The organism is Microbacterium sp. B24 (assembly GCF_000333415.1).
Lineage (GTDB): Bacteria > Actinomycetota > Actinomycetes > Actinomycetales > Microbacteriaceae > Microbacterium.
Map to the genome: position 1 here is coordinate 1 of NZ_BADB01000287.1, position 900 is coordinate 900.

The window sequence follows — 900 nt, forward strand, 5'->3', positions numbered from 1 at the left end:
CTTCGCCGGTGACAGTGGCGTCGTGGAGCTGGGGGGAATCGAACCCCCGTCCAACGCTGGGATACTGCGTCTTCTCCGGGCGCAGTCTGTGAAGACGTTCTGCTCGACTCCGACCTTTGTCACAGACACCTAAGTCGACGAGCCCAGCCTGGGAAGAGTCCCGCGTGACGTCCAGGCGCCGTCACGCAGCAAGACCCCTAGATGACGCCAGGGTCCGTGGCGGGGTCACACACGGTCTGACGGACTATCGGGCTCGCTTAGGCAGCGAGGGCGAAGTCAGTGCGCTTGGATTCGGCACTTATAGGTTCGCAGAGATCGTTAACGAGATAACCCTGCATCCTCGGCCCGCTTCTCGCAGATTCACAGACGCTGTCGAAACCGATCAGCCCCGTGTGCGTCACGGCGACGTGCCGTGCGGCGAATGAGCCACTGTCACGCTGTGGAGTTGTCTCTCGGTTGCCGTCGGCACCCGAGCATTACAGTTTACCCCATGAGCGAGGTCACGATCACCGTCCGCGGCGAGAGCCACACCCGAGTGCTGCCCGAGCGCGCCGTTGCACACGTGACGGCATCCGCCGACGGACCCGACCGCGCCGCCGTCGTCTCGCGGGTCGCCGGCCTCTCGGAGCCGGTCCGCACCCACCTCGCCACGCTCGCAACGGCGGGCACGATCTCGGACTGGTCGAGTCAACGCATGTCGGTGTGGGCCGACCGGCCGTGGAACAACGAGGGCCGCCAGCTGGACCTCGTCCATCACGCGTCGGTGGAGCTGACCGCGACCTTCACCGACACGGTTGCCCTGTCGGACTGGGTCAATGAGATCGCCGGAACCGACGGGCTACAGGTGGGAGCTGTGGAGTGGCAGCTCACGCCCGAGACGCGCGCGCGTGTCGAGCGCGA

The 900-nt window shown here is 66.0% G+C and carries 1 protein-coding gene and 1 other RNA gene; one reads left to right on the top strand and one right to left on the bottom strand.

All coding sequences use genetic code 11. The features are described 5' to 3' along the window. Window positions 1–20 precede the first annotated feature (20 nt). Window positions 21–390: a transfer-messenger RNA gene (gene ssrA, locus I5I_RS16360) on the bottom strand. Window positions 391–490: 100 nt separating this feature from the next. Here ssrA and I5I_RS07440 point away from each other — a divergent pair. Beyond that, window positions 491–900 (top strand): SIMPL domain-containing protein (locus I5I_RS07440; protein WP_036318186.1); only part of this gene is annotated, 410 nt, incomplete at its 3' end.